Consider the following 5,099-nt stretch of genomic DNA (forward strand, 5'->3'; position numbering starts at 1 on the left):
CCCGGCCAGCCCGGTGGCCGCTACATCGACGACTTCGTGAATCTCATGGATCTCGCGCCCACGTTTATGGAGATCGGTGGCGCGAAGATTCCTGACGGAGTGAATGGCAAAAGCCTCGTGAGCTTGATGAAGTCTGGCAAATCCGGCCAGATCGAAAAAGACCGCGACTACGTCATCACCGGCCGCGAGCGCCATGTCAGCATCGCCCGCGAAGGCAATCTTCCCTACCCCCAGCGCGCCCTGCGCAAAGACGGCTTCCTCTACATCCATAACTTCAAGCCCGACCGCATGCCCATGGGCGACTATAAAAAGCTGACCGACACCTTCACTCCTTCACAGGACGATCTGGAAAACGACACCTACGCAGCCTTCCCAGACATGGACTCATCCCCCGCCAAAGCCTGGCTCATCGAGCATCGCAACGACTCGCAGTACAAGTGGTACTTCGACTACGCCTTCGCCAAGCGCCCCGAAGAAGAACTCTACGACATCAGCAAAGATCCTGACTCCACGATCAACGTGGCCAATGAACCGGCGTATGCGAACGTGAAAACAAAGATGGCCGCGGAGTTGCAGGAGAAGCTCAAAGCGGTGGGCGATCCGCGTGTGGTGGCTGATCCGGTGCCGTTTGAGCACCCGCCGTACACTCTGGATACGAAGACGGACAAACCGGGCAAGGGCAAAAAGGGGAAAGGCAAAGCCAAGTAAGTCGGAGGATGGGCTTCCAGCCCGTCAACGGATCGAGGCGTCCCGCCTTCGTCAGAGACCCAAGGCGAGAAGCCCCACGCCATAGTCAGGCAGGATGTCTAACCTCCTTATTCCTCCTTATTCCTCCTGCTCCTCCCAAAACTTCCGTAGTTCACGAAGCTGCTTCTTGTCCGGCTTCGCCACCACTTCATGCGCACGCGGCTGGATGAGTTCACGCTCACGCCGCAGTTCGCTCGCACGCTGGATCCACTCCAGCGGCGTCAGGTTCTCACAAAACTCCGCCACCTTCGGAGGCCCCAAACGCACCGCTGAAAACGCGATCACCTTCAGTCGCAGCCGCAGATCCCCACGCACGATCTCAAGGGTATCGCCAGGCTTCAAATCCCGCGAAGCTTTCACCGGCTGCCCGCCGATCGTCACATTCCCTCTCGCGCAGGCCTGCGTGGCCAGCGTACGCGTCTTAAAGACCCGCACATGGTGCAGCCATTTGTCGGCGCGCTGGCTCATGCCGCTGTCGCGTAAGTGCGCCCGCCAAAGATCGCGCTGCCGACGCGTACAATCGTCGCGCCTTCCTCGATGGCGATTTCAAAATCGTGGCTCATGCCCATGCTGAGGCGCGGCAGCGGTTCGCCGCCGCGTTGTTCGAGTTCATCCCGCAGTGCGCGCAACTGCACAAAATAAGACCGGCTCTTTTCCGCGTCGTCATCAAAAGGTGGAATGCACATGAGCCCCTGAATCTCGAGGCGCTTGAGCGCATACAGCGCTTCGAGGCTGGCGCGCACCTGCTCGGCGCTGAAGCCGTGCTTGCTGCTCTCATCGCCAAGGTTCACCTCCAGATAGACCTGCGGAAACAGCCCAAGCTCCGCCGCGATGCGATCCACATCCCGCGCGAGATCGAGCGAGCCGATGCTGTGGATCGCCTTCACCTGCGGAAGAACCTTGCGCACCTTGTTGGACTGCAAGTGGCCGATGAGATGCCACTGCAAATTTGCAGGCAGTTGCGGTGCTTTGCCGAGAATCTCCTGCACCTTGTTTTCACCGAAGAGAAGCTGGCCGGCATCCACGGCTTCGCGGATCGCTTCGACGGGAAAGGTCTTGGAAACAGCGAGCAGTTCGATCGCGGCGGGATCACGCCCGCAGCGCTGCGCAGCGGCGGTCATGCGGTCACGGATGGCTTGCAGGCGAGCGGAGAGGTCGTTCATGTCGTGGCAAAGAGAAACGGAAGATGCGCACTTCGCGCAACGTATTTTCGCGTTCAATCCATTCATTCCACATGCAATCACGCCGCCACTTCATCCGCCAATCCGCCGCCACGCTGTTCGCCGCCCCCTGGGTCACCACCGGTCTGCGGGCCGCCTCCCCCAATGGCAAGCTGCGCCATGCGGGCTTTGGTGCTGCGGGGATGAGCATGGGAGACATGCAATCCATGTCGGCGCACCCGATGTGGGAGCTGACTGCGGTTTGCGATGTCGATACGCGCAACTTCAAAAAGGTGCAGGAAAAATGGCCCGATGTGAAGGTGTATCAGGACTGGCGTGAGCTGCTGGAAAAAGAGGCGAACAACATCGACAGCGTGAACGTCTCCACGCCCGATCACATGCACGGCAGCATGGGCATTCGCGCCATCAATCTTGGCAAGCATGTCTATGGCCAGAAGCCGCTCGCGCACAATCTCTGGGAGTGCCGCCAGATGGTGCTGCGCGCCCGTGAAAAAGGCGTGATGACGCAGATGGGCATCCAGGTTTCCTCCGAATTCACCGAGCGCCATGCAGTCGCCCTCATTCAAATGGGTGCCATTGGCAAGGTGAAGGAAGCTCACACCTTCTCGCACAAAAAATGGGGAGACATGGAACTACGCCCCACAAAGAGCGATCCCATCCCAGCCGAACTCGACTGGGACAAATGGCTCGGCGTTGCCAGTGAGCGCAGCTACATCCAAGGCTATGATCACCCCGGCAACTGGCGCAAGCGCCGTGACTTCGGCACCGGCACGCTCGGAGACATGGGCTGCCACATGTTCAGCGGCTGGTTCCGCTCTCTCGATCTCGCGGCACCGGTTTCCGTCGTCTCACGCGGTCCCGCACCGAACAAGGACAACTGGGCCACCGATGCCGTCGTCGAATACACCTTCAAAGGCACTCAATACACCGCAGGCGACAGCATCAAGGTCACCTGGACCGATGGCGACGCCCGCCCGCCTGCCGCCGTCATGGCCATGATCGGCGATGCCAAATTCCCGCAGCAGGGCACCATCTACCTGGGCACGGAAGGCGTGCTGCTCCACTCGCACGGCTCCACGCCGATGCTGTATCCACGCGAGAAGTTCACCGGGTTTAAATATCCCAAGCTCGAACCTCGCGACCATCGCGCCGACTTCATCGACTGCTGCCTCAAAGGCAACAAGCAGCCCTCCGCAAACTTCGACTACGCCGGCCCGCTCACCGAAGCCGTGCTCCTCGGCTGCCTCGCCAGCGCCTTCCCCAATGAACCGCTGCAATGGGATGCGCCCGCGCTCAAGATCCCCAACAGCGCCGCAGCCGACAAAATGGTGCGCCGCGACTACCGCAAAGGCTGGGAGATTGTGTGAGGAGAGCCTGATCTCAAACAAGGCTGATGGCAGGTCGCCATCAGTCTGACTTTATTCCTCATCATCTTCATCCTGTCGCGATCCGTTCACAGAACGTTTCCTCTTCACGGCGGAGATGTTGCGATGAACCCAGACGCTTTGCACCATGCCCATGAGGAATAGCGTCACGACGACAAAGGTACCGCCGTAGCTGATGAAGGGCATGGGCAGTCCGATGACGGGCAGCATGACGAGATTCATCCCGGCATTTTGGAAGGTATGCACAAAGAACATGGCCACCACGCCAACGACAATGAGCCGCCCCAGCTGATCGCGGGCGCAAAAGGCCACGAAGACGCTTTGCAGCAGAAGCAGTGCCATGCCCGAGAGCAGGAGCACTGAGCCACGGAAACCAAACTCCTCGGCGACGACGCCGAAGATGAAGTCATTGATGGATTCGTGCGGGAAGAAAGTGCGGTGGATCGAGGCCTGATCAGGCACCTTTTTGGACTCGGGCCCCTTCCCTTCCAAGCCTCCCGTGGAAACCGCGATCTGCAGGTGCTTGGCCACCCAGCCTTCGTTTTGGAGGTCCACTTTGTCGAGCTGGTTCGTGGCCATGTACCAGGTGGAATTGATACGAGCCTGCTGGTAGGGCTTGAGGGCGAAGACGTACACTAGCGGCACGACGCTGACGACACCGAGCAGCATGGTGATCATGTAGCGGAATGGGATGCTGCCGACGAGCATCATCGAAAGGAACACCGGGCCCCAGACGAGGCCGGAGCCCAAGTCTTCCTTGATGACCATCATGGCGGGAATGCCTGCCACCATCCCAGCCGCCAGAATGCGCAGCCAAGGACGACGAAAGACCGGCAGCATGCGCGGCAGTTCACCAAAAATGACACCCAAAATCAAGATGCCGGACATGATCGCAAACTGGGAGGGCTGGACCATCATGCCGCCCACTTTAATCCAAGCTTTGTTGCCACCGATCTCCACCCCGAAGGCCAGCACCGCCACAAGACCGCCGATGCCAGCGATATACATCGGCACACAGGCCCAGCGCACCCACTTGTAGTCCATCAAAGAGGCTACAAAGAAAACCGGCAGACCAATCATCACCCACCGGATCTGATCCCGCCACTTGAGCGCCAGATCACTCTCGTCCTTGTAGGCCGAGGCATTGTAGATGGCATACACCCCGAAAACGATGAGGGCGGCGATGTTCAACACCAGCAGCCAGTTCATGCCGAGGAATTTTTTAAAGAGAGGAGTCATTGAATCAGAACAAGAAAATTTGGGAAGACGCGGTTACCGCTGCCGCTAAATGAGCACGGGCACGGCTTCGAGCAGCTTCTGGGTGTAGTCGTGACGCGGGTTTTCGCAGATCTCATCCGCATCTCCCTGCTCGACGATTTTGCCGTGATGCATGACGACGATGTGATCACTCATGTGACGGACGACGGCGAGATCGTGCGCGATGAAGAGCAGCGTGAGATCGAGCTCGGCCTGGATGTCCTTGAGCAGGTTCAGAATCTGCGCCTGCACGCTGACATCGAGGGCGCTGACGGGCTCGTCACAGATGAGGAAGCGCGGCTTCACAGCCAGTGCACGTGCAATGCCGATGCGCTGGCGCTGGCCGCCGCTGAATTCATGCGGGTAGTTTTGCAGGGCATCTTCGGGCAGGCCGACTTTTTTGAGCAGCCCGGCGGAGACCTCGCGGCGCTGCTCGCGTGAAAGTTCTTTGAAATGAATCTGCAATGGCTCACCGAGAATGGATTCGATCGTCATGCGCGGATTCAGCGAGCCAATGGGATCCTGAAAC

At 59.2% G+C, this 5,099-nt stretch carries 5 protein-coding genes and 1 pseudogene; 2 read left to right on the forward strand and 4 right to left on the reverse strand.

Annotated elements, in window-relative coordinates; translation table 11 throughout:
• Nucleotides 1-708, forward strand: a pseudogene (locus PSV43_RS06920) (sulfatase); the annotation flags it as partial.
• A 117-nt stretch (nucleotides 709-825) separates the two neighbouring features.
• On the opposite strand, the gene PSV43_RS06925 reads toward PSV43_RS06920, so the two are convergent.
• Entirely contained in the window at nucleotides 826-1,215 is a 390-nt protein-coding gene (locus tag PSV43_RS06925; protein WP_300194887.1) for a S4 domain-containing protein, read from the reverse strand.
• Nucleotides 1,212-1,910 (reverse strand): YggS family pyridoxal phosphate-dependent enzyme, encoded by a 699-nt coding sequence (locus PSV43_RS06930; protein ID WP_300194889.1) that lies wholly within the window; start codon nucleotides 1,908-1,910, stop codon nucleotides 1,212-1,214. Before PSV43_RS06930 ends, PSV43_RS06925 begins: the two co-directional genes overlap by 4 nt.
• Nucleotides 1,911-1,981: 71 nt before the next feature.
• Here PSV43_RS06930 and PSV43_RS06935 point away from each other — a divergent pair, with 71 nt between their 5' ends.
• On the forward strand, nucleotides 1,982-3,295 hold the full coding sequence (locus PSV43_RS06935) for a Gfo/Idh/MocA family oxidoreductase (protein ID WP_300194891.1): 1,314 nt from the start codon (nucleotides 1,982-1,984) through the stop codon (nucleotides 3,293-3,295).
• Nucleotides 3,296-3,346: 51 nt separating this feature from the next.
• On the opposite strand, the gene PSV43_RS06940 is transcribed toward PSV43_RS06935, so the two are convergent.
• Both PSV43_RS06940 and PSV43_RS06945 read right to left on the reverse strand, forming a co-directional pair.
• Nucleotides 3,347-4,552 carry an FtsW/RodA/SpoVE family cell cycle protein gene (locus PSV43_RS06940; RefSeq protein WP_300194893.1) on the reverse strand — a complete coding sequence of 402 codons (1,206 nt, stop codon included), beginning with the start codon at nucleotides 4,550-4,552 and terminating at the stop codon, nucleotides 3,347-3,349.
• Nucleotides 4,553-4,597: 45 nt separating this feature from the next.
• Nucleotides 4,598-5,099, reverse strand: a 502-nt coding sequence (locus tag PSV43_RS06945; protein ID WP_300194895.1) for an ATP-binding cassette domain-containing protein, incomplete at its 5' end; no start/stop codon positions are given.

This window comes from Prosthecobacter sp. (assembly GCF_029946185.1).
GTDB lineage: Bacteria > Verrucomicrobiota > Verrucomicrobiia > Verrucomicrobiales > Verrucomicrobiaceae > Prosthecobacter.

Bases quoted from the DNA above. Each gene is read 5' to 3' on its own strand.
- PSV43_RS06940 (WP_300194893.1), bottom strand. From the start codon at position 4,552: ATGACTCCTCTCTTTAAAAAATTCCTCGGCATGAACTGGCTGCTGGTG.
- PSV43_RS06930 (WP_300194889.1), bottom strand. From the start codon at position 1,910: ATGAACGACCTCTCCGCTCGCCTGCAAGCCATCCGTGACCGCATGACC.
- PSV43_RS06925 (WP_300194887.1), bottom strand. From the start codon at position 1,215: ATGAGCCAGCGCGCCGACAAATGGCTGCACCATGTGCGGGTCTTTAAG.
- PSV43_RS06935 (WP_300194891.1), top strand. From the start codon at position 1,982: ATGCAATCACGCCGCCACTTCATCCGCCAATCCGCCGCCACGCTGTTC.